We start from the raw sequence: 21,782 nt of genomic DNA on the forward strand, positions 1-21,782 counted from the left end.
ACGAAAGAGATATTGCAAGCGCTGTGCCAGAGTTGAAAAAGAGGACAAAATCAGGCTGGAGAGGTGAAGCGAGGGAGGATTTTGGTCTTAACGAAAAAAAACGCACCATGACAGTGCATGATGCGTTGTATTTTTGCACCAACAGAAAATCCCTGTTAGCGATGTGCTTAATTCTGGTGCATCACGCGCTCAGTGATTCCTCTTCACGCGTGCTGGCGGCCAGCTCTTCACCGGCGAGCTGCAACTGATACATTTGCCAATAGCGCCCTTTGGCCTCCAGCAGCTGGCGGTGATTCCCGCGCTCAACGGCTTGCCCGCGATGTAGCACCAGAATGGTGTCCGCATCAACAATCGTCGAGAGGCGGTGCGCAATCACCACAAGCGTGGTGTGCTCTCTGACGGCAGCCAGCGCCTGCTGAATGGCCTGCTCGGTACCCGAATCAATACTGGCAGTCGCTTCATCCAGAATCAGCACCTGCGGCGTCTCTATCAGCACGCGCGCCAGCGCCAGCAGCTGTTTCTGCCCGACGGAAAGCGTATTCCCCTGCTCACCGAGCATCGTGAAGAGTCCATCGTTCATACCGCGAACCAGATCGGCGAGCTGGACTTTCTCCAGCACTTCCCAGACCTGTTCTTCCGTAAAAGGCCGTCCCAGCGTGACGTTGGCAAAGAACGAGTCGGCCATCACCACCGGATCCTGCTGCACCATCGCGACCCCTTTGCGCAGCACGCTGTGACTCAGGGAGGCTAGCGGTCGGCCATCAATGCGGATTTCGCCGTGGCTCAGCGGATAGTAGCCCATCAATAAGCTTGCGAGCGTACTCTTCCCACTCCCCGTGTGCCCCACCAGCGCCACAAAGCTGTGCGACGGGATTTCAAGGTTGATGTCCTGAAGCACCAGCCGATCCTCACGATAGGCGAAGGAGACATTTTCAATCGCAATTGAGCCGCTTTGCAGCTCACGCTCATCATCGCCATAGGTCTGACGTGGGCGATCCATCAGCTCAAATACGCGTTCACCCGCCACCACCGCCTGTTGCAGCATGGATTGCTGCGTTGTCAGCTCGATCAACGGCTCGTTGAGACGCCCCAGATAGCTAATAAACGCATATAGCACGCCGACTTCAATTGTGCCGCCGGAGCCAAAACCAAACAGCATCAGCAGGCCACACAGCACCAGCGCCGAAAACAGGCTCAGGAGCGGACGCAGCAGGAAGCCATCCAGACGCAGCGTTTGCATTCGCGCCATGTAGTGCGAGCGACTCGCCTCGCCCATGCGCTCGCCAAAACGCCCCTGCTGGCGGAACTGTTGAATCACGCTCATACCATTAATGACTTCGTTGAAGCCGTCATTAATATCGGCGAGATAGGCGCGCAGTCGACGCACAATAGGCGTGCTGTAGCGCTGATAAATCACCATCACAATCATCACGGCCGGGAAAATAGTGATCGCCACCAGCGCCATGCGCCATTCGAGGCTGAACATTGCCACCAGCATAGCGCCAATCAATGCAGCGCTGCGCAGAACCGTGGCCACGACGGTGACGTACAGATCGCGGATCACTTCGGTGTCATTGGTGACGCGCGAAATCACCTGCCCGACGGGTTGGGTATCGAATTCACTCAGCGGCTGGCGCAGCGCGGCGTCCATAACGTCCGTACGTAGCTGCTGCACAACGCCAACCGCCGCCTGGTTAAACAGCAGCGATTGCGCATAATGCAGCGAGGCGGCGAGCAGCTGCAGGCCGATATAGGCCACACCCAGTCCGGCCACCAGCCCCAATGGCATGTAGCTTTTCGCGACCATATTGTCGATAAAATAGCTGATCAGCAGCGGACCGCTGACTTCGGCAATCGCCGCTATCCACAGCATCACGACCGCAATAGAAAGCGGTTTACGCCATGGCGAACCGTAGGCCAGCAGACGTTTTAGCGTCGGCCAAAGTTGCACGAATTTACGCATCGGTGGCCTCCTCATTCAGATCTGGCGCATCATTCAACGCTGCTTCCAACTGCTGATAGCGATACATATCGCGATACCAACCCGCCTGTTCGGCAAGCTGGTCGTGATGTCCGCGCTGGGCGATATGCCCGTGCTGCATCACCAGAATTTCGTTCGCTTCGGTCAATGCCGATAAGCGGTGAGCGCTGATGATCACCGTGCGTCCCTCACCCCACTGGCGCAGGTTGTGCAAAATCTGGTGTTCCGTCCGACCATCAACGGCAGAAAGGGCATCGTCCAGAATCAAAATTTCGGCGTTGAGCAGTAACGCGCGGGCAATGGAAATGCGCTGTTTCTGCCCGCCGGAGAGCATCACGCCGCGCTCGCCAACTTCGGTTTCATAACCTTGCGGCAGGCGCAGAATATCGTCGTGGACGCTGGCAAGCCGCGCCACATGCTCAATCTCTTCTTGTGTCGCATTCGGATGTCCCAACGCAATATTGTTCGCCACCGTATCGGAGAACAAAAATGGCGTTTGGCTGACGACCGCCAGGCGGCTGCGCCAGGCGTCGAGCTGCAAACGCGTCAGCGGGAGATCGTGAAAACAAATCTCGCCCTGCGTGACATCAAAGTGACGCTGAATCAGTGACAATACGGTACTTTTCCCCGCACCTGTCGGGCCGCAGATCCCCAGCATTTGTCCCGGACGCAGCGTGAAGTTCACGTTCTCAAGCGTCGGTTTTTCGGTTTGCGGATAGGTGAATTGACGGATGGCCACGTCCAGCACACCACGCCCTTCCGGGACGGATTCGGTGCCGTCGTTAACGACGGGCGCTTCGGCGAGCATCGCGCGAATACGGCTGTACGCCGCGCTGCCGCGTTCGACAATGTTAAACATCCACGCCAGCGCCAGCATCGGCCAAATCATCAGGCCAAGATACATGGCAAAGCTGGTCAGTTGGCCGAGCGTCATGGAGCCGTTGACGACCATCCAGCTTCCGCCGCCGATCGCCAGCAGGTTCGCCGTACCGATGGCGATATAAATCGTGGGATCAAACCGGGCGTCAATCCGCGCCACGCGCAGGTTTTTCGCGCCGGTGTCCGCGGCATCTGCGGCAAACAGCGCCGACTGGCGATCCTCAAGACCAAAGGCTTTGATCATCCGGATGCTGGTCATGCTCTCCTGGGTTCTGTCGTTCAGCGATGAGAACGCCGCCTGCGCCAGCTTGAAACGCTCGTGCAGCTGGTCGCCATAGCGCTTGATCGCCAGCGCCATAATCGGCATCGGCAACAGCGCCAGCAGCGTAAGCTGCCAGCTGATTTGCGTCGACATGACAATCAGCACCGCGCAGCCCATCACCAGCGAATCCACCAGCGTTAAGACGCCTTCCCCGGCGGCAAAGACCACGCGATCCACGTCGTTGGTGGCGCGCGCAATAAGATCGCCGGTGCGATGGCGAAGGTAAAACTCAGGATGCTGACGGCTCAACTGGCGATAAAAATCCTCGCGCAGCTCGACGGCCAACTGATAGGACGCACCGAACAGCAGCACGCGCCAGACGTAGCGCAACAGGTAGACAATCACCGCGGTCAGGACCAGCGTGCCGATCCACATCATCACCCGTGCGGTGGTGTAATGTTGTTCCGTGACGCCATCCACCACATATCCCACCACTTTGGGCGGAATCAGTTGCAGAATGGCAATGATAATAAGCAGGGCTACTGCGCCGAGATAGCGTCGCCACTCCCGGCGGAAGTACCAGCTTAATTGAGCAAATAATCGCACGCGGTAAATTCCTGAAGGTATTGTTCCGGCAAAGTCCGGATGTTATTCAATGGGTAAAGCTGTGGTGTATTTTATCTGTTCCATGGCAAAACTCGAGGTGACATCCGAGAGGCCCGGTACGCTGTTGACCAGCCGTTTGTAGAAATCATCATAGCGTTTCATGTCCGCCACCTGGACGCGCATCAGATAGTCATACTCACCCGCCATGCGCCAGAACCCGAGCACCTCTGGCATCTCCGAGACTTCGGTGACAAATCGGCAGTACCAGTCGCTACTGTGATGCTGCGTTTTTATCAGAACAAACGCGGTCAGTCCAAGCCCCAGTTTTTCGGGATCCAGCAGGGCCACTCGGCCCAGTAAAACGCCGTCATCTTCGAGACGTTTGAGTCGTTTCCAGCAGGGCGTGGTGGTCAGATTAACGGCATCAGCGAGTGCCTGCAAAGAGAGGGTGCAGTCCTTTTGCAGCAAAGAGAGCAGCTTGCGGTCAATTTTATCTAACATACCCCACCTCACAGAGAATATTTTTCTCCTGACATTCTATTTTAAAGGCCAGATAGCAACAATTTTTTCCGTGCTATTCGCTATGCTGGGCACAAAATGACAAACGGATTCCTACGATGAATAGCTCTTGGGTCAAACATGCGATTAGCGAGATCAATGCAGATTATCAACGTTCGGCGGATACGCATCTGATTCGCCTCGCGCTGCCGGGTTTTGCAGGCATTCAGCTCTATCTAAAAGATGAAAGTACTCACCCTACGGGCAGCCTCAAGCATCGTCTGGCGCGATCGCTGTTTTTGTATGGTTTGTGCAACGGCTGGATCAAAGAAGGCACAACGATCATTGAATCGTCATCGGGTTCAACGGCCGTGTCAGAAGCCTATTTCGCGCGCCTGCTTGGCCTGCCGTTTATCGCCGTGATGCCCTCCTGTACCGCGAAACGCAAAATCGAACAGATCGAATTCTACGGCGGCCGCTGCCACTTTGTGGAAAGCGCCTGCGAGATTTACGCCGCCTCGGAAATGCTCGCCCGTGAGCTGAACGGTCACTATATGGACCAGTTTACGTTTGCCGAGCGTGCGACCGACTGGCGCGGGAACAACAACATTGCTGACAGTATTTTCCGTCAGATGAACAATGAGCCGCACCCCCAGCCGTCGTATATCGTCATGAGCGCCGGGACGGGCGGCACCTCGGCGACGATTGGCCGCTATATACGCTGCCAGGGCTATGACACTCAACTGATGGTGGTTGATCCGCAGAATTCTGTGTTTATGGATTACTGGCAGAGCCGCGATGCCACGCTTCGCAGCCCAGTGGGCAGCAAAATCGAAGGGATTGGCCGCCCGCGCGTAGAGCCTTCTTTCATTCCTGATGTCGTCGATGAGATGTTGCGTGTGCCAGATGCGGCAAGCGTGGCGACGGCACACTGGCTGGAAACGCAGCTTGGCCGCAAAGTGGGCGCGTCAACCGGGACCAATATGTGGGGCGTTCTGCACCTGGCTTCACGGATGCGCGAGGAAGGCCGCACCGGTTCTATCGTTACCCTGCTGTGCGACAGCGGCGAGCGCTATCTCGACACCTATTACAACGCAGAGTGGGTGAAAACCCATATCGGGGATATTGAGCCGTGGAAAGCGCAGATCGCGCAGATGCTGAAATAAAAAAAGCCAGACCTCGGTCTGGCTTGCTGGAAGGGTCTCACTATTCGGGGGAATACGGGAGGTTTGGTTGATCCAGCCAATGTGTCAAAAAATGGGACACCGCTTCGTTACGGCAATGCCCGATAACCGGTAGATGGGATAGCTCCGCCATAAGCTGCGGCATCGCATTCCCCATAATCAGACCGCGACCCACGCTTCCCAGCATTTCGCGGTCGTTCATGGCGTCGCCAAACGCCATACAATCCTGCAGGGTTAAGCCCAGGTGGTCGCTCAGCACTGCCAGGGCGGAGCCTTTGTTACATCCCACGGGCAGCACCTCCAGACAATCCATCGCCGAAAACGTGAGATGCGCGCGGCGGCCTAACGCATCGTTAAGCTGAATGCGCAGGCGGCAGAGATCGTCGTGATCGCCGCAGAAACAAATTTTCGTCACCGAGTGCGAGGGAATACGGCGCAAGTCTGTCAGCTGATAGCGAAATCCGCTGTAAACATGGGCATGCAGCAGCTCAGGGATCTCTTTGCCCGTTAACCAACCCGTATCATTGAAGACGTGAATACTCGCCTCGGTCTCCCAGGTACTGTGCAGAACTAAATCTGCGACGTCAGGATCGAGATCCTGACGGTGTAATACCTCACCTTCGACAGAGTGAATGCGTGTGCCATTGCCGGTTATCAGAAACGCATCTAACGAAAGCGCCCCCAGCAAATGGCGCATCTCCAACACATGACGACCGGTGGCAAACGTCAGCGTGATATCACGATCATGCAGGCGCTTCAGCGTGCTCAGAGTTTTATCCCCTAAGCTGTGGTCCGGCATTAAAAGCGTGCCGTCCATATCAAATGCTGCAAGCCGCGCCATGATGACTCCTGAAATGTGATGGGATTATCTTGTGGTTCAGTATTGCCTGAGATATACGGAAGTAATAGTGAAAAGATGACAATAATTGTTCCGGGTTTAATATGCGCCAGCTAAATCGTCTCAACCAATATCAACGACTGTGGCAACCGTCTGCGGGTGCCACTCAACACATTACGGTAAACGAACTTGCCAGCCGCTGCTTTTGCAGCGAACGGCATGTACGAACGCTGTTGCGACAGGCACAGGATGCCGGTTGGCTAAGCTGGCGAGCGCAATCCGGGCGCGGCAAACGAGGGGAGCTGACCTTCCACGTTTCGCCAGACTCGCTGCGCAATATCATGATGGAAGAGGCGCTAAAAAACGGGCATCAGCATAACGCGCTGGAACTGGCACAAATTGCGCCGCAGGAACTCCGCACGCTGCTGCATCCGTTCTTGGGCGGTCAGTGGCAAAACGATACGCCCACGCTGCGTATTCCTTACTATCGCTCGCTTGATCCGCTGCACGCAGGATTTTTACCCGGGCGGGCTGAGCAGCATCTTGTGGGGCAAGTCTTCTCGGGGCTCACACGGTTCAACGGCAACAGTAGCGAACCCACGGGGGATCTGGCTCATCACTGGGAGGTGTCGGCCGACGGGTTACGCTGGCATTTTTACATTCGCTCGACGCTGCACTGGCATAACGGCGATAAGGTCGAGACGGCACAGCTTCAGTCCAGCTTGATAAAATTGCTCGATCTCCCTGCGCTGCGCCGATTGTTCAACAGCGTATTGCGCATCGATGTGACACATCCGCAATGCCTGACATTTGTTTTACATAAGCCGGATTACTGGATCGCCCATCGCCTGGCAAGTTATTGCAGCCGCCTGGCCCATCCCGATCGCCCGTTGACCGGCAGCGGTCCGTTTCGTTTGACGGCATACGAGCCTGATTTGGTCCGGCTCGTATGCCACGAGCAGTACCACCTCAGTCACCCTTTGCTGAAGGCCATTGAATACTGGATCACCCCGCAACTTTTTGAACAGAATTTAGGCACCAGCTGTCGCCACCCCGTGCAAATCGCCATTGGTGAGCCGGATGAACTGGCCAATCTGAGTCTGGTCAGCAGCAGTACCAGCCTGGGATTCTGTTATCTCACGCTGAAACAAAGCCCGCGTCTTAGCCAAATGCAGGCGCAGCGGCTCATCACTATCATCCATCAAACCACGCTGCTGCATACGCTCCCGCTGGATGAAAACCTGATTACGCCTGCACAGGAGTTGCTGCCGGGCTGGACTATTCCCGGCTGGCCAACGCTGAATACGGTCGCGCTGCCTGAGACGCTGACCCTGGTTTATCATTTGCCCGTTGAACTTCATTCCATGGCAGAGCAGCTCAAACGTTATCTGGCCAATCTGGGCTGCAACCTGACGGTCGTTTTTCATGACGCCAAAACCTGGGACGTATGCAGCGCGCTTGCCGATGCCGATCTGATGATGGGCGACAGGCTGATAGGTGAAGCGCCGGGCTATACGCTGGAGCAATGGCTCCGCTGCGATACGCTGTGGCCGCACCTGTTAAGCGCGCCGCAATATGCTCATCTCCAGGCGACACTGGATGCGGTGCAGATACAGACTGATGAGCAAGCGCGTCATGCGGGGCTGAAAGCCATCTTCACAAATCTAATGGAAAATGCCGTACTGACGCCACTGTTTAACTATCAATATCAAATCAGCGCTCCGCCAGGGGTTAACGGTATCCGCCTTAACACCCGTGGCTGGTTTGATTTCACGCAGGCGTGGCTTCCGGCGCCAAATACGTGAAGAAGCTGGTCGGCGCGATTATCAGACGTTACCATGACACCTTTACCGTTACTGATGAGATTATTTATGAAACGTGCCGTCGTCGTGTTCAGCGGAGGACAAGATTCCACCACCTGCCTGATTCAGGCTTTGCATCAATATGATGAAGTGCATTGCGTCACGTTTGATTATGGTCAGCGTCATCGGGCAGAAATCGACGTGGCTCGGGAACTGGCGCTGAAGCTTGGTGCACGTGCGCATAAAGTCCTGGACGTTACGCTGTTAAACGAACTGGCCGTCAGTAGCCTCACCCGCGACAGTATTCCCGTGCCCGACTACGAACCCGATGCCGACGGCATTCCGAATACCTTCGTGCCTGGTCGCAATATTCTGTTCCTCACGCTGACAGCGATTTATGCCTATCAGGTGAAAGCCGAAGCGATCATTACGGGCGTCTGCGAAACCGATTTCTCCGGCTATCCAGATTGCCGTGACGAGTTCGTTAAAGCGCTCAACCATGCCGTCGATTTGGGTATGGCAAAAGTGATTCGCTTCGAAACGCCGCTCATGTGGCTCGATAAAGCTGAGACCTGGGCGCTGGCAGATTACTGGGAAAAACTGGAACTGGTCCGCACTGAAACGCTAACCTGTTATAACGGGATTAAAGGCGACGGATGCGGACACTGTGCCGCCTGTAATTTGCGATCCAACGGGCTCAATCATTATCTGACGAATAAGCCCGCTGTGATGTCTGCAATGAAAGCCAAAACAGGGCTGAAATAACGCTCTTTGACGACCGTGCTGTCGAACAGTTTGCCGCGCCAGCACGGTCATGAAAATCCTTCCAGCCCCGCGCCTTCCAGGGGCGTTATACGATCATCAACTCGAGCTTTTCTCGCAACTCTCCTTCCAGCGGCAGCGCTTTCTGCGTTTTGAGATCGATACAGACGAAAGTGATCAGCGCATCCGCCACCACCTGCCCTTCGGGATCCAGCGTTACTATCTGACTCAGCACCCCGCTTTTGCCGTTTAGCTGCTGCACCTGGCTTGTTACCGTTAGCCTGTCGCCCAGGACTGCCGGGCGGCGATAGTTGATATTGATGTTCGCGACCACAAAAGCAATGTTGTGCGCCGTGAGCCACTGGAAGCTTTCGCTGTTTTCCAGCCCGTCCCAACGCGCTTCCTCCAGAAACTCCAGATAACGTGCATTATTCACGTGCTGGTAAACATCAAGATGATAACCGCGAACTTTAATTTGGGTCTGCATAGCGCAATAGCCTTTACTGTTGTTATAGGATGAGAGGTCACGACTGGTATGACCTCTTTATCCTGGCAAATTTTTGCTGCTCTGCAAGCTATTACATGATTACAGCGTTAAGTGTGTGAGGTTACGCTCAACCAGTGAGTTGCCAATGCCGGGAACTTGCTTGAGATCGTCGATGGTTTTAAAGGGGCCGTACTCATCGCGATAGGCAATAATCGCCTGCGCTTTTTTCAGACCTACACCGTTCATGGCATGGGCCAGATCTTCTGCTGATGCAGAGTTGATGCTGACCTGCGTGCCCTCTTCGTCCGTGGCTTTGGCGCTTGCCTTCGCCTTGGTTTGTTCAGATGCCGATGCCGACGGCGTCGCTGAATCCGCCGCAGATGAAGTGGCATGCGTTTTCGCCACGGGTGTCGCCGCCATAGCGCTAAAGCTCATTCCCGCCGTAGCGATTGCAAGCGTAATAAAAAGTGCTTTGATTCCACGTTTCATGCTGTTTTCTCCTTGTTTGTTGACAGCCAGGTGACGATAGCGCCCAAGCAAAACAAGAACAAACGGCAGATTGCAGAAATGGAAAAGGCCGCGAAAGCGGCCTTTGAATTTTGCAGTGCGTTACGAAAATCTGCGAGCAGCGACGTAATTACTGCTGCTGAGTGATGATATCGCCCAGCTTGATTTTCGCTTCTTTACGCAGGTTACTCATCAATGCTTCGAAAGCGATCTGAGCGTTGTTCTGAGTGATACCCTGAACCATCGCCTTTTTCTGCTCATCCGGCATTGTGCCTGCTTTCACTTCATCAAGCGCCAGCACAACGATGTTGCCCTGCATGTCGGATGCGGTGCCGTAGCTTGGCTTATCTTTCGCTGACAGGCTCAGACCAAAAGCCGCCTGACTAATCGGATCCTGACCGGTACGGCTTAAGGTTTTCGCTTCACCGAAGCTCAGACCTGCCGCTTTCAGCGCTGCGTCACCCTTGCCTGCTTTCAGTTCAGCCAGCAGTTTTTCAGCATCAAGCTTCGCCTGCTGTTCCGCTTTGGTGTGTTTCACCAGAGTAGCAATCTGATCTTTGACGTCTTCCAGCGGTTTAATGGCTTCTGCTTTATGTTCGGTAACACGAAGCACAAAGGCGCGATCGCCGTCGACCGTGATGATGTCAGAGTTGTTGCCCGGCGTACCGTTGTCACCTAACAGACCACCGTTGAAGATGGCATCAGAAACCGGTTTGAAGTTCAGTTCGTCCGGCAGGTTATCGTGCCCAAACCAACCGGTCACAACGGCTTTAACGCCTGCGGCTTGCTCAGCACCCGCCAGAGATTCGTTGTCATTGCTCGCAGCGTCGCTCACTTTCTGCTGCAGCGCATAGTAGGCGTCCAGCGCTTTTTCCTGCTTCACTTTCGCCGCGATATCATCACGAACCTCAGCCAGCGGTTTGGTTTTCGCAGGCTGGATATCATCCAGACGCACAACCAGGAAACCAACGGAGGATTTAATGACACCGGACAGTTGGCCTTTTTCTTTCAGGCCCGCATTTTTCAGCTCTTCTGGCGTGGTGGCATCTTCCAGCCAACCCATATCACCGCCATTTTTTGCAGAGATGATGTCGGTGGATTTTGCTTTCGCCACGGTCGCAAAATCTGCGCCTTTAGCGAGTTCGTCAACGACAGCCTTCGCGTCGGCTTCCGTTTTCGTCTGAATCACGCTGTAACGGTTACGCTGCGCCTGAGTGAACTGATCCTGATGCTGGTCGTAGTAGGACTGAATATCGCTGTCAGAAGCGGTTTCCGGCATGGTCGCCGCGTCCAGCTTGATATAGCTCACGCGGAACTGCTCAGGTGCGGTGAAGTTGTTTTTATTCTGCTCATAATAAGCTTTAACTTCTTCGTCGCTGGCCTGCTGTTTTGCCGCCAGGGCATTCACGTCGATCGTGGCTGCACGCACTACGCGCTGCTGTGACACCAGGGCCGCCAGCTCGTCGGTTTCGCCTTTGAGCATGAAATCGGTACCCACTACTGCGTTGATCAGTTGCTGAGAAGTCAGCTGATTACGCAGAGCCTGCGCATACTGATCCGCCGTCATCCCCATCTGGTTGACGATAGCGTTATAGCGGGTGTTGTCGAATTTGCCGTTTGTCTGGAAAGCCTGAGTGGAGAAAATGGCTTTTTTGACCTGGTCATCGCTGATGCCCAGACCCAAATGTTTGGCGTATTGATCCAACAGCGCTTCGTCGATAAGGCGATTTACCGTCTGCTGGCGTAAGGTTTTCATGTAGCCTTCGTTCGCTGCAAGCTCAGAAAACTGGTCGCCGAGCTGCTGCTGCATGCGATTACGTTCCCCGGCAAAGGCATTTTCGAACTGCCCGCGGCTAATTTCCTGGCCATTCACTTCAGCGGCGTAGTTGCTGCTACCGCCAATCAGGTATCCACTCACGCCGGTCAAAATGAATGACAGGATAATGATACCGAAAATAATCTTGAGCACGAGACTGTTAGCAGCCGTGCGTAAGCTGTCCATCATGGTGTGACCACACTCCGCTGTAGGTGACTGGTGACCTGACGCTGGCGGAAATCCTGACCGCAGCGCATAAAGTCGTATTGTGACAAGAAACCGGGGCAATTGTCAGCCCACAACTCGCATAAACTCGTATAAAGTCGTACTGGACAAACAAAAAAGGCACATCAAATGATGCGCCCTTGTACTTTTCAACTTCCCTTGAACGAGAATTCGATCAGTTTACTGCGTCTTTCAGTGCTTTACCTGCACGGAAACCCGGTACTTTGGCGGCAGCGATGGTGATCTCTTTACCGGTCTGAGGGTTGCGGCCAGTACGGGCAGCACGCTCTTTAACAGCAAAAGTACCAAAACCTACCAGCGCAACGTCATCCCCAGACTGCAGAGTTTCGGTTACAGAGGCAATTAATGCATCTAACGCACGTCCAGCCGCAGCTTTAGAGATATCAGCACCCGCAGCAATTTTGTCAATCAGTTGAGATTTATTCACTGTTCTCTTCCTCTCTTTATAATTTATATCGCGTCTGAATCCTTCACGACGCGACCGCGCAGCAGTTATATCAGGCCTGCCATGACCTTACAACACCCGTTGTTGATGGCTAGCCCAATCAGCAATCTAAATTAGCTATACAAAAAAAGGCTGGCAAGTGCGAATTCACCTACCAGCCCTGTTTTTATTGACGCTCTTTGCGCGAGGTCACTATTTTGCGGTCACAACCTGCATTCCTGAAGGCTCATTCTGCAATGCGAGGGTCAAAACCTCTTCAATACGCTTCACCGGATGAATATCCAGATCGGCAATAACATTGTCAGGAATCTCTTCCAGATCACGTTTGTTCTCGTGCGGAATCAATACGGTTTTGATACCACCGCGATGCGCAGCCAGCAGTTTTTCTTTTAGACCACCGATCGGCAGCACCAAACCACGCAGCGTGATTTCACCCGTCATCGCCACATCGGCGCGAACAGGGTTGCCCGTCAGGCAAGAAACCAGCGCTGTACACATGGCGATACCGGCGCTTGGACCGTCTTTCGGCGTCGCGCCTTCCGGAACGTGAACGTGAATGTCGCGCTTTTCGTAAAAGTCAGGATTAATACCCAGTTTTTCCGCACGCGCACGCACCACGGTCAGCGCTGCCTGAATGGATTCCTGCATGACTTCGCCGAGAGAACCGGTATAGGTCAGTTTTCCTTTGCCTGGTACACAGGCGGTTTCAATGGTCAGCAAATCGCCGCCCACTTCCGTCCATGCCAGACCAGTGACCTGACCCACGCGGTTTTCATTGTCCGCACGGCCGTAATCGAAGCGCTGTACGCCCAGATACTCGTGCAGATTGTCGCCGTTAATCTCGATATGTTTCAGGGATTTATCCAGCAACAGCTGTTTAACCGCCTTACGACACAGTTTAGAGATTTCACGTTCCAGGCTACGCACACCCGCTTCACGCGTGTAATAACGAATAATGCTGACAATCGCGCTATCGTCGACGGTAATTTCATTTTCTTTCAGAGCGTTACGCTCAATCTGCTTAGACAACAGATGGCGTTTAGCAATATTCAGCTTTTCATCTTCGGTGTAACCGGAAAGACGGATCACTTCCATACGATCCAGCAGCGGTGCTGGAATGTTCATGGAGTTGGACGTTGCCACGAACATAACATCACTCAGATCGTAGTCAACTTCCAGATAATGATCGCTAAATGCCACGTTCTGTTCTGGATCTAACACTTCCAGCAGAGCTGAGGCCGGATCGCCACGCATGTCTGAAGACATTTTGTCGATCTCATCCAGCAGGAACAGCGGGTTTTTAACGCCCACTTTTGCCATTTTTTGGATCAGTTTACCCGGCATAGAGCCGATGTAAGTACGACGGTGACCGCGGATTTCAGCTTCGTCACGCACGCCGCCCAGCGCCATACGGATGTATTTGCGTCCGGTCGCTTTGGCGATCGACTGCCCCAGAGAGGTTTTACCCACCCCCGGCGGTCCGACCAGGCACAGAATCGGGCCTTTAAGCTTGTTCACACGGCTTTGAACCGCGAGATACTCAAGAATACGGTCTTTGACGCGCTCCAGCCCGTAATGGTCGGTATCAAGGATTTCCTGCGCCTGGCGCAGGTCTTTTTTAACCTTGCTACGCGCATTCCACGGAACCTGAACCATCCATTCGATATAGCCACGAACAACGGTCGCTTCAGCTGACATCGGAGACATCATTTTAAGCTTCTGCAGTTCTGCTTCAGCTTTCTCTTTTGCCTCTTTCGGCATTTTTGCCGCGTCAATCCGGCGCTTCAGCGCTTCGTTTTCATCAGGAGCATCATCCATTTCACCGAGTTCTTTCTGAATCGCTTTCATTTGCTCGTTCAGATAGTACTCGCGCTGGGATTTCTCCATCTGCTTTTTAACGCGGTTACGGATGCGTTTCTCGACCTGAAGCAGATCGATTTCGGATTCCATCATCGCCATCAGATATTCCAGACGTTCATTCACGTCGGACATCTCTAACACTGACTGTTTGTCTGCCAGTTTTAACGGCATATGTGCTGCGATGGTATCCGCCAGACGCGCAGGATCGTCGATGCTATTCAGCGACGTCAGCACTTCTGGTGGGATTTTCTTGTTCAGCTTGATATAGCCTTCGAACTGGCTAATCGCGGTGCGCACCAATACTTCCTGCTCACGCTCGTCAAGCTGCGGCGACTCAAGGTACTCCGCTTTAGCAGAGAAGTGTTCGCCATCGTCAGAAAGTGTGGTGATACGCGCACGCTGCAGGCCTTCTACCAGCACCTTAACGGTGCCGTCAGGCAGCTTAAGCATTTGTAAAATAGAGGCCACGGTCCCGACGGTGAAAAGATCGTTAACACCCGGCTCATCCGTTGATGCTTCTTTCTGCGCAACCAGCATGATTTTTTTATCATGATCCATGGCAGCTTCAAGGCAACGGATGGATTTTTCCCGCCCTACAAATAAGGGTATGACCATGTGCGGATAAACCACCACATCGCGCAACGGCAATACGGGGATTTCAATGCGTTCAGAACGCTCAGGATTCATAGAGCTCTCTCTTAGTTTAGTGTCCGCCAGGGAAACTGGTTCTGCAACTGTGCTTTACACAACCATTAACATGTAACCAGTATATGGGGATGTTTCCCACACATTCAACGCTATGAATACGGAAAAATAAAAGGGGAGATAAAATCCCCCCTTTTTGATTAACTGCTTGTATGATTTGGTGAATTATTCGCCAGATGCCTGTTGCGCTTCTGGTTTGCCATAAATCAGTAGCGGCTTGGTTTGCCCACTGATAACGGCCTCATCGATAACCACTTTCTCGACATCTTCCATGGACGGTAAATCGTACATGGTGTCCAGCAGCGCCGCTTCAACAATAGAGCGCAGACCACGCGCACCGGTTTTACGGATCATCGCTTTCTTAGCAATGGCAATCAGGGCTTCGTCGCGGAATTCCAGATCAACACCTTCGAGGTTAAACAGCGCCTGATACTGCTTGGTCAGGGCGTTTTTCGGCTCTTTCAGGATCTGAATCAGCGCATCTTCACTCAGTTCGTTCAGCGTTGCCACAACAGGCAGACGACCAATGAACTCAGGAATCAGACCGAATTTGATCAAATCTTCTGGCTCAACCTGAGACAGCAGCTCACCTTCGTTTGCTTTCTCAGACTTCGCTTTCACCGTCGCGCCGAAACCAATGCCAGAGCCGGTTTCTACACGATGGGAAATGACTTTATCCAGGCCGGCAAACGCACCGCCACAAATGAAGAGGATCTTAGAGGTATCCACCTGCAAGAATTCCTGCTGCGGATGCTTACGACCACCTTGTGGCGGAACCGCTGCAACCGTGCCTTCGATCAGTTTCAGCAGGGCCTGCTGCACGCCTTCACCTGAAACGTCACGGGTGATTGACGGGTTATCGGATTTACGGGAGATCTTGTCGATCTCATCGATATACACGATACCGCGCTGGGCTTTCTGCACGTCGTAATCGCACTTCTGGAGCAGTTTCTGGATGATGTTTTCAACGTCTTCACCCACATAACCGGCTTCGGTCAGCGTGGTAGCATCAGCCATGGTAAAGGGAACGTCGAGCAGGCGTGCCAGCGTTTCAGCCAGCAGCGTCTTACCAGAACCGGTTGGGCCAATCAGCAAAATGTTACTTTTGCCCAGCTCAACGCCATTGCTGGTATCGCCATTGCGCAGACGTTTGTAATGGTTGTACACCGCAACAGCCAGCACTTTCTTAGCCGGTTCCTGGCCGATAACGTAATCATCAAGATGATGACGAATCTCGTGCGGAGTCGGCAATGCGCTGCGCTCACGGTGCGGGGCTACTTCTTTAATCTCTTCGCGGATGATGTCGTTACATAAATCGACACATTCGTCGCAGATATACACGGACGGTCCGGCAATCAATTTACGCACTTCATGCTGGCTTTTGCCGCAAAAAGAGCAATACAGCAGTTTGCCCGAACCATCTTTGCGTTTATCTGTCATGAGTCCAAACCTCTTTTTAAGTTCTTTGTGCCGCACATGACGACGCAAATGCCATTCTCGGACGCAAGTCGCTGTTCAGCAAAGTGCCGCCCTACCTTAGTATAGCGGCACACTCGCGCCGTGGGCATCAATTACGATGGGTCAAAATGGAGTCGACTAAGCCGTACTCAACTGCCTCTGATGCGGAGAGGAAGCGATCGCGCTCGGTATCACGCTCGATCTGCTCAAGTGATTGACCCGTGTGGTGCGCCATAAGTTCATTCATGCGCCCTTTTACCTTCAGGATTTCACGCGCATGAATTTCAATATCGGTTGCCTGACCCTGGTATCCGCCCAGCGGTTGGTGAATCATCACGCGGGAATTAGGCAAACAGAATCGCTTACCTTTAGCGCCTGCCGTAAGCAAGAACGCCCCCATGGATGCCGCCTGCCCCATACAAATGGTGCTGACATCAGGCTTGATAAACTGCATGGTGTCATAAATTGACATCCCAGCAGTAATGACGCCGCCCGGAGAGTTAATATACAGGTAAATGTCTTTTTCCGGGTTTTCCGCTTCCAGGAACAGCATCTGCGCCACGATCAGGTTTGCCATGTGGTCTTCAACCTGACCAGTCAGAAAAATGACGCGCTCCTTGAGCAGACGGGAATAGATATCAAAAGAACGTTCACCGCGAGATGTCTGTTCGATAACCATTGGCACCAAAGCCATATGGGGTGCAATGTTATCTCGTTCGCCATTGTATGACATTTCCGTCTCCTGGATAAAAATTGGAAAATACCTGCTGTACTGATTGTAACCTTATGGACGGATTATCAGCCAGTCTCATTCATCGTGATTACACACTTATGGGGACGGCAGCGCCATATTTCAAGCATAACAATATTTTGCTGTTACGCTAACACTGAAAGGGCGTTTTAGCACTCTTCCTGGTCTATTACAGCGATAAAAAAACCCGTCACCGGAAGGCAACGGGTTTTTGTTCAAACTTTAAACCGCTTGGGCAGAATTACGCCTGCTGGTTCATCAGTTCGTTGAAAGAAGTCGCTTTTTCAGAAACTTTAGCTTTCGCAAGAACCGCTTCAACAGCTTGTTCTTCCAGCGCTACGTTGCGCATGTTGTCCATCAGTTCTTTATTGCTGCCGTAGAACTGAACAACTTCGCTTGGATCTTCGTAAGCTGAAGCCATTTCTTCGATCAGACCTTTCACGCGCTCATCGTCAGCTTTCAGCTCGTGGGTACGAATCACTTCGCCCAACAGCAGACCAACAACAACGCGGCGTTTAGCCTGCTCTTCAAACAGTTCGCGTGGAAGTTCCAGCGCTTGCTGCTGGTTGCCACCGAAACGCTGAGCAGCCTGACGACGCAGAACGTCGATTTCGCTGTCGATCAGTGCAGCAGGGACGTCGATTTCGTTCGCTTTTACCAGACCGTCAATAGCCTGAGATTTCACGCGGTTGCGCACAGCGCCGTTCAGTTCGCGTTCCATGTTTTTACGCACTTCAGCACGCAGACCAGCAACGGAACCATCTTCAACGCCGAAACGTTTGATGAACTCTTCAGTCAGTTCTGGCAGTTCGCGCTCTTCAACTTTCTTCAGGTTGATAACGAACTTCGCTGCTTTACCTTTCAGGTTTTCAGCGTGGTATTCTTCAGGGAAAGTCACGTCGATAGTGAACTCTTCGCCCGCTTTGTGGCCTTTGATACCTTCTTCGAAGCCTGGGATCATACGACCCTGGCCCATCGCCAGTACGAAGTCAGACGCTTTGCCGCCTTCAAACTCTTCACCGTCTACAGAACCGGAGAAATCGATGGTAACACGGTCTTCAGCGTCAACAGCGCCGTCTTTGTCTTTCCAGTTCGCCTGCTGCTTGCGCAGGGTGTCCAGCATGCCATCAACATCAGCATCGGTTACTTCAACAACCGGTTTTTCAACTTCGATCGTTTCCAGACCTTTCAGCTCAACTTCTGGGTACACTTCGAACTCTACGGAGTAGGTGAAGTCTTCGCCCTGCTTGTATTCGCCTGGAACGTAGTTAGGTGCGCCAGCTGGATTGATTTTTTCTTTGATGATGGCATCAATGAAGTTGCGGCTCATCAGCTCGCCCAGCACGTCCTGGCGTACAGACGCGCCATAACGCTGAGCTACAACGTTCATCGGTACTTTACCTTTACGGAAGCCGTCAATACGTACCTTTTTTGCTACGTTGACCAGCTCGCTTTTCACAGCAGTTTCGATGCTGTCAGCAGCGATAGTAATCGTTACACGGCGGCCAAGGCCTTGAGTGGTTTCAACTGAAACTTGCATCTTGTTACCTCAAAAAAATCACGGTGCTCGGTCAACTCTGAATTTGTCTCGCAATCCCGGGATGCTCACTATTAGCAGATTCACATTCCCTGTCGCCAGAATCATCCCGAAGACATTCATTAAGACGCGGCATTATAGCGGCATCACATAGGTGAGTCGAGAACGGTTGGGGTATCTTCCTGCGGCTTTTTTCACAATTTAAGGCTATTTTTGGCCTAAAATCCGCCCCACACGCTCAAAACGCAGACAAAACAAAACGGCCCGCAGGCCGTCTTGATATCATTCTGCATGCAACATACTGGAAAAACTCCCGCCGTTGCAACCAGGATTTATTAAGCGATGCTTCCCGCGCCTCGACAAGGCGGAGAGGCGAATATGGTATCCTGCAACCCTTCCCACTCCTTAATGGTGTAGGTATGCAACGCTAGCGCATGCACGGTAGTGGAAAGCTCTTCCGTCAATGTCCCGTAAATCATACGGTGACGATTGAGAAAACGTTCGCCAGCGAAGCGATCGCTCACAAGCACCACTTTGAAATGACTCTCAGAACCAGCCGGTACATTATGACGGTAGCTCTCGTCGACGACTTCGAGAAACACGGGATTAAACGCTGTCCTTAGTTTTTCTTCGATCTGTTCACGTATCATCATGAAATTACTCCTCCGACAACGCTGATATGTCACCCATCCCTTTAAATGTTAGCCGCTTTTACCGCTTCCATTACATCAAGGCAACAAATATTTAGCTTTCGTCTGATTTTCTCAGTCAAACGGATGAAGTTAACTGTGTTGCTCATACGTTTTGTCTCGAATGAGCATAAGAAAGGACATAGGGTGGTCATATTTCAGACAAGGCGATGAATTTACATGCGTTGACCACTTCCCCTTGCCGATTGCGATGTTATGATGGCGGCAATTTCCTCTTTACTATGCTTACGATCCGTTGAGAACCTGAAATGTTAAAAAAACTCTTCTTTCCGTTGGTAGCACTCTTTATGTTGGCTGGTTGTGCAACACCACCGACGACTATTGATGTATCCCCAAAAATTACCCTGCCGCAGCAAGACCCTAGCCTGATGGGCGTAACCGTAAGTATTAACGGTGCCGATCAGCGTCAGGATCAAGCGCTGGCAAAAGTCACTCGCGACAACCAGCAAGTTACGCTGACAGCCTCTCGTGACCTGCGCTTCCTGCTGCAGGAAGTGCTTGAGAAGCAAATGACCTCTCGCGGTTACATGGTTGGCCCAAGCGGTGCCGTTGACCTGCAAATCATCGTGAACAACCTGTACGCAGATGTCTCTCAGGGCAACGTGCGCTACAACATCGCCACGAAGGCCGATATCGCCATCATCGCCACCGCGAAGAACGGCAACAAAATGAACAAAAACTACCGTGCTAGCTACTCTGTTGAAGGCGCTTTCCAGGCCACCAACAAGAATATTGCTGACGCGGTGAACAGCGTGCTGACCGATACCATCGCCGATATGGCACAGGACACCAGCATTCACGATTTCATCAAGCAGAACGCACGTTAATTCTGCACACTGACCCGGCGTTCCGTCGGGTCAGTTCTGTCTACTCATGCCCAATAATTACTTACGCATTTTCCAGCAACCTAAATCAGCCATTCTGCTGATTCTCGGTTTTGCCTCCGGTTTACCGCTCGCCCTCACTTCCGGCACGCTTCAGGCATGGATGACCGTGGAGAATATCGATCTTAAAACCATCGGTTTTTTCTCTCTCGTCGGTCAGGCTTACGTCTTTAAGTTCTTGTGGTCGCCAGTGATGGACCGTTACACTCCGCCGTTTCTGGGTCGCCGCCGCGGCTGGTTAATCATGACGCAGGTTATGCTGCTGCTGGCCATCGCTGCGATGGGGTTCCTGGAGCCTTCCACGCAGTTGCGCTGGATGGCGGCGTTGGCGGTCGTTATTGCCTTTTGTTCAGCCTCGCAAGATATCGTATTTGACGCCTGGAAAACGGATGTTTTACCTGCCGAAGAACGCGGTGCCGGTGCGGCGATCAGCGTCCTGGGCTATCGTCTGGGAATGCTCGTCTCCGGCGGATTAGCGCTGTGGCTGGCCGACCGATATCTCGGCTGGCAAGGTATGTACTGGCTGATGGCCGTGCTGTTAATCCCCTGCATTATCGCCACCATATTTGCGCCTGAACCCAGCGATGTCATTCCTGTTCCGCGATCGTTAGAGCAAGCCGTTGCAGAACCGCTGAAAGATTTCTTTGGCCGCAACAACGCCTGGCTGATTTTACTGCTGATCGTCCTTTATAAGCTTGGTGACGCCTTTGCCATGAGCCTGACCACCACATTCCTGATTCGTGGTGTCGGATTTGATGCGGGTGAAGTGGGTGTGGTCAATAAATCACTGGGGCTGCTGGCGACGATTGTCGGCGCGCTTTACGGCGGCGTGCTGATGCAGCGTCTGACGCTGTTCCGCGCGCTGCTCATCTTCGGCATTTTGCAGGGCATTTCCAACGCGGGCTATTGGCTGCTAGCCATAACTGATAAACACATGATCAGTATGGCAACCGCGGTGTTCTTCGAAAACTTATGCGGCGGGATGGGGACGGCAGCGTTCGTGGCGCTTCTCATGACACTCTGCAATAAGTCCTTTTCTGCCACCCAGTTTGCGCTCCTCTCTGCCCTATCTGCCGTGGGCCGCGTTTATGTGGGTCCGATTGCGGGCTGGTTTGTTGAAGCGCATGGCTGGTCAACGTTCTATCTCTTCTCCGTCATTGCCGCAGTGCCAGGGATACTTCTTTTATTAGTTTGTCGGCAGACTCTGGAATATACCCAGAAGACTGAACATTTTATGCCTCGCACGGAATATCACTCTGCCTACCGGTTTGCTCTGCGTTTATTGATGGCGGGTTGCCTGCTACTCACCCTGTGGCTGATAGTGCTTATCATCAGTGCAACAACGACGCTCGAAGTGCCGTTTGAAGCGCTTTTGCTGGATATCGGTGCTCTGCTCGCGGTGTCAGGAATCGTTACCGGCGGTGTCCTTGATTTTATGGCGCTACGTAAAACGCAGATGACCTAAAAAATACTCCCGACAGTTATTTCCCGTTGTAATCACGGCTCGAAATTATAACGGAGAAATAACCACGTCTGACGAAAAAAATATTTGTTGTTTTGTGCG

18 protein-coding genes are annotated in these 21,782 nt (G+C 52.9%); 5 read left to right on the forward strand and 13 right to left on the reverse strand.

Annotated features, from left to right (window positions below; all coding sequences use genetic code 11):
* Positions 1-181: 181 nt before the first annotated feature.
* The 3 genes from AC07RN_RS05090 to AC07RN_RS05100 are packed head-to-tail and all read right to left on the reverse strand — an operon-like array spanning position 182 to position 4,229.
* On the reverse strand, positions 182-1,963 hold the full coding sequence (locus AC07RN_RS05090) for a SmdB family multidrug efflux ABC transporter permease/ATP-binding protein (RefSeq protein WP_478335740.1): 1,782 nt from the start codon (positions 1,961-1,963) through the stop codon (positions 182-184).
* Entirely contained in the window at positions 1,956-3,728 is a 1,773-nt protein-coding gene (locus tag AC07RN_RS05095; protein ID WP_012016321.1) for a SmdA family multidrug ABC transporter permease/ATP-binding protein, read from the reverse strand. Before AC07RN_RS05095 ends, AC07RN_RS05090 begins: the two co-directional genes overlap by 8 nt.
* Before the next feature lie 42 nt (positions 3,729-3,770).
* A complete protein-coding gene (locus tag AC07RN_RS05100; RefSeq protein ID WP_012016320.1) occupies positions 3,771-4,229 on the reverse strand; it encodes an Lrp/AsnC family transcriptional regulator in 459 nt (152 codons plus the stop codon).
* 116 nt (positions 4,230-4,345) lie between these two features.
* Between AC07RN_RS05100 and AC07RN_RS05105 the strand changes: the two genes are divergently transcribed.
* Positions 4,346-5,392 (forward strand): PLP-dependent cysteine synthase family protein, encoded by a 1,047-nt coding sequence (locus tag AC07RN_RS05105; protein WP_449554236.1) that lies wholly within the window; start codon positions 4,346-4,348, stop codon positions 5,390-5,392.
* A 40-nt stretch (positions 5,393-5,432) separates the two neighbouring features.
* Here AC07RN_RS05105 and cof read toward each other — a convergent pair whose 3' ends face one another.
* Complete coding sequence (gene cof, locus AC07RN_RS05110) at positions 5,433-6,251, reverse strand: HMP-PP phosphatase (RefSeq protein ID WP_478335741.1); 819 nt, start codon at positions 6,249-6,251, stop codon at positions 5,433-5,435.
* A gap of 101 nt (positions 6,252-6,352) precedes the next feature.
* On the opposite strand from cof, the gene AC07RN_RS05115 reads away from it, so the two are divergent.
* A complete protein-coding gene (locus tag AC07RN_RS05115; RefSeq protein WP_478335742.1) occupies positions 6,353-8,053 on the forward strand; it encodes an SgrR family transcriptional regulator in 1,701 nt (566 codons plus the stop codon).
* 66 nt (positions 8,054-8,119) lie between these two features.
* Positions 8,120-8,815: a 7-cyano-7-deazaguanine synthase QueC gene (gene queC / locus AC07RN_RS05120; RefSeq protein ID WP_478335743.1), complete on the forward strand. Its 696-nt coding sequence runs from the start codon at positions 8,120-8,122 to the stop codon at positions 8,813-8,815.
* 85 nt (positions 8,816-8,900) lie between these two features.
* Here queC and AC07RN_RS05125 read toward each other — a convergent pair whose 3' ends face one another.
* The 9 genes from AC07RN_RS05125 to bolA form a co-directional block, all read right to left on the reverse strand.
* Entirely contained in the window at positions 8,901-9,299 is a 399-nt protein-coding gene (locus AC07RN_RS05125; RefSeq protein WP_012016315.1) for a YbgC/FadM family acyl-CoA thioesterase, read from the reverse strand.
* Between the two features lie 99 nt (positions 9,300-9,398).
* Positions 9,399-9,788, reverse strand: a complete 390-nt coding sequence (locus AC07RN_RS05130) for a helix-hairpin-helix domain-containing protein (protein ID WP_012016314.1) — start codon at positions 9,786-9,788, stop codon at positions 9,399-9,401.
* A gap of 148 nt (positions 9,789-9,936) precedes the next feature.
* Complete coding sequence (ppiD, locus tag AC07RN_RS05135; RefSeq protein ID WP_478335744.1) at positions 9,937-11,811, reverse strand: peptidylprolyl isomerase; 1,875 nt, start codon at positions 11,809-11,811, stop codon at positions 9,937-9,939.
* A 211-nt stretch (positions 11,812-12,022) separates the two neighbouring features.
* Positions 12,023-12,295 carry a nucleoid-associated protein HU-beta gene (gene hupB, locus AC07RN_RS05140; protein ID WP_012016312.1) on the reverse strand — a complete coding sequence of 91 codons (273 nt, stop codon included), beginning with the start codon at positions 12,293-12,295 and terminating at the stop codon, positions 12,023-12,025.
* 210 nt (positions 12,296-12,505) lie between these two features.
* The gene (gene lon, locus AC07RN_RS05145) at positions 12,506-14,860 is read right to left on the reverse strand and encodes an endopeptidase La (protein WP_478335745.1); all 2,355 of its coding nucleotides are present in this window, start codon (positions 14,858-14,860) and stop codon (positions 12,506-12,508) included.
* Between the two features lie 183 nt (positions 14,861-15,043).
* Positions 15,044-16,318, reverse strand: a complete 1,275-nt coding sequence (gene clpX / locus AC07RN_RS05150; protein WP_012016310.1) for an ATP-dependent protease ATP-binding subunit ClpX — start codon at positions 16,316-16,318, stop codon at positions 15,044-15,046.
* A gap of 127 nt (positions 16,319-16,445) precedes the next feature.
* Positions 16,446-17,069 (reverse strand): ATP-dependent Clp endopeptidase proteolytic subunit ClpP, encoded by a 624-nt coding sequence (gene clpP, locus AC07RN_RS05155; RefSeq protein ID WP_012016309.1) that lies wholly within the window; start codon positions 17,067-17,069, stop codon positions 16,446-16,448.
* A 259-nt stretch (positions 17,070-17,328) separates the two neighbouring features.
* Positions 17,329-18,627: a trigger factor gene (tig, locus tag AC07RN_RS05160; RefSeq protein WP_012016308.1), complete on the reverse strand. Its 1,299-nt coding sequence runs from the start codon at positions 18,625-18,627 to the stop codon at positions 17,329-17,331.
* Between the two features lie 332 nt (positions 18,628-18,959).
* On the reverse strand, positions 18,960-19,277 hold the full coding sequence (gene bolA / locus AC07RN_RS05165; RefSeq protein WP_012016307.1) for a transcriptional regulator BolA: 318 nt from the start codon (positions 19,275-19,277) through the stop codon (positions 18,960-18,962).
* Between the two features lie 305 nt (positions 19,278-19,582).
* Between bolA and AC07RN_RS05170 the strand changes: the two genes are divergently transcribed.
* Positions 19,583-20,161 carry a lipoprotein gene (locus tag AC07RN_RS05170; protein WP_478335746.1) on the forward strand — a complete coding sequence of 193 codons (579 nt, stop codon included), beginning with the start codon at positions 19,583-19,585 and terminating at the stop codon, positions 20,159-20,161.
* 46 nt (positions 20,162-20,207) lie between these two features.
* Positions 20,208-21,683, forward strand: coding sequence for a muropeptide MFS transporter AmpG (ampG, locus tag AC07RN_RS05175; RefSeq protein ID WP_478335747.1), 1,476 nt, complete (start codon positions 20,208-20,210; stop codon positions 21,681-21,683).
* The last annotated feature ends 99 nt before the right edge of the window (positions 21,684-21,782 follow it).

It is taken from the genome of Lelliottia sp. GFLA7 (assembly GCF_056490165.1).

Bases quoted from the DNA above. Each gene is read 5' to 3' on its own strand.
- lon (WP_478335745.1), bottom strand. From the start codon at position 14,860: ATGAATCCTGAGCGTTCTGAACGCATTGAAATCCCCGTATTGCCGTTG.
- AC07RN_RS05125 (WP_012016315.1), bottom strand. From the start codon at position 9,299: ATGCAGACCCAAATTAAAGTTCGCGGTTATCATCTTGATGTTTACCAG.
- clpP (WP_012016309.1), bottom strand. From the start codon at position 17,069: ATGTCATACAATGGCGAACGAGATAACATTGCACCCCATATGGCTTTG.
- AC07RN_RS05090 (WP_478335740.1), bottom strand. From the start codon at position 1,963: ATGCGTAAATTCGTGCAACTTTGGCCGACGCTAAAACGTCTGCTGGCC.
- clpX (WP_012016310.1), bottom strand. From the start codon at position 16,318: ATGACAGATAAACGCAAAGATGGTTCGGGCAAACTGCTGTATTGCTCT.
- AC07RN_RS05105 (WP_449554236.1), top strand. From the start codon at position 4,346: ATGAATAGCTCTTGGGTCAAACATGCGATTAGCGAGATCAATGCAGAT.
- AC07RN_RS05170 (WP_478335746.1), top strand. From the start codon at position 19,583: ATGTTAAAAAAACTCTTCTTTCCGTTGGTAGCACTCTTTATGTTGGCT.
- ampG (WP_478335747.1), top strand. From the start codon at position 20,208: ATGCCCAATAATTACTTACGCATTTTCCAGCAACCTAAATCAGCCATT.
- ppiD (WP_478335744.1), bottom strand. From the start codon at position 11,811: ATGATGGACAGCTTACGCACGGCTGCTAACAGTCTCGTGCTCAAGATT.
- bolA (WP_012016307.1), bottom strand. From the start codon at position 19,277: ATGATGATACGTGAACAGATCGAAGAAAAACTAAGGACAGCGTTTAAT.
- AC07RN_RS05100 (WP_012016320.1), bottom strand. From the start codon at position 4,229: ATGTTAGATAAAATTGACCGCAAGCTGCTCTCTTTGCTGCAAAAGGAC.
- queC (WP_478335743.1), top strand. From the start codon at position 8,120: ATGAAACGTGCCGTCGTCGTGTTCAGCGGAGGACAAGATTCCACCACC.
- tig (WP_012016308.1), bottom strand. From the start codon at position 18,627: ATGCAAGTTTCAGTTGAAACCACTCAAGGCCTTGGCCGCCGTGTAACG.
- cof (WP_478335741.1), bottom strand. From the start codon at position 6,251: ATGGCGCGGCTTGCAGCATTTGATATGGACGGCACGCTTTTAATGCCG.
- AC07RN_RS05130 (WP_012016314.1), bottom strand. From the start codon at position 9,788: ATGAAACGTGGAATCAAAGCACTTTTTATTACGCTTGCAATCGCTACG.
- AC07RN_RS05115 (WP_478335742.1), top strand. From the start codon at position 6,353: ATGCGCCAGCTAAATCGTCTCAACCAATATCAACGACTGTGGCAACCG.